General features: G+C 30.6%; 2 protein-coding genes. One reads left to right on the forward strand and one right to left on the reverse strand.

Translation table 11 applies throughout. The features are described 5' to 3' along the window. Positions 1-139: 139 nt before the first annotated feature. Positions 140-265 carry a YvrJ family protein gene (locus CHF27_RS14715; protein WP_334293876.1) on the forward strand — a complete coding sequence of 42 codons (126 nt, stop codon included), beginning with the start codon at positions 140-142 and terminating at the stop codon, positions 263-265. A 103-nt stretch (positions 266-368) separates the two neighbouring features. Here CHF27_RS14715 and CHF27_RS14785 read toward each other — a convergent pair whose 3' ends face one another. After that, on the reverse strand, positions 369-527 hold the full coding sequence (locus tag CHF27_RS14785; RefSeq protein ID WP_408638589.1) for a Mor transcription activator family protein: 159 nt from the start codon (positions 525-527) through the stop codon (positions 369-371). Between the last annotated feature and the right edge of the window lie 2 nt (positions 528-529).

Here is a 529-nt window from a genome sequence, read left to right on the forward strand (position 1 = left end):
AGAACAACAGATTACGATTTAATAGTTTCGTAACAAATGAAACGCCTCCTAGAATCCATAGGAGGCGTATATAGCTTTTAGAAAATAAATTTGGAGGTAATTATCATTGAAAGTAGATTTTATGCAACTGATAGCGAATATGGGGTTCCCCGCAATCGTTACAATGTATCTTTTGATTCGTATCGAAGGGAAACTAGAAAGCCTAAGTTCAAGCATAAACGCCCTAAGCCTAAATATCCACCAATTTAATAATAAAAATACGTAAAAAGAGCTACACAGCTTTAGTTGTGTAGCTCTTTCGTTTCAAAAATCTAGAATTAATCTAAGTACAATATATTACCTTACATAAGTATTAAAATCAATTCTAATTAATCAGATTTAATTTTCTTATTAATAATGGACCTAACATAACTCTCACTCATATTATACTTACTAGCAAGATTCTTTATATTAACACCATTAAACTGTTCAATAATTTCTCTATCACGAGCCTCTTTGTATACCATCTTTTCAGTAGGAAAATACACAG

The organism is Romboutsia maritimum, assembly GCF_002251085.2.
GTDB lineage: Bacteria > Bacillota > Clostridia > Peptostreptococcales > Peptostreptococcaceae > Romboutsia_B > Romboutsia_B maritimum.

What these genes read in the sequence shown, in the direction of transcription:
- CHF27_RS14715 (WP_334293876.1), top strand. Translation starts at nt 140, where the DNA reads ATGGGGTTCCCCGCAATCGTTACAATGTATCTTTTGATTCGTATCGAA.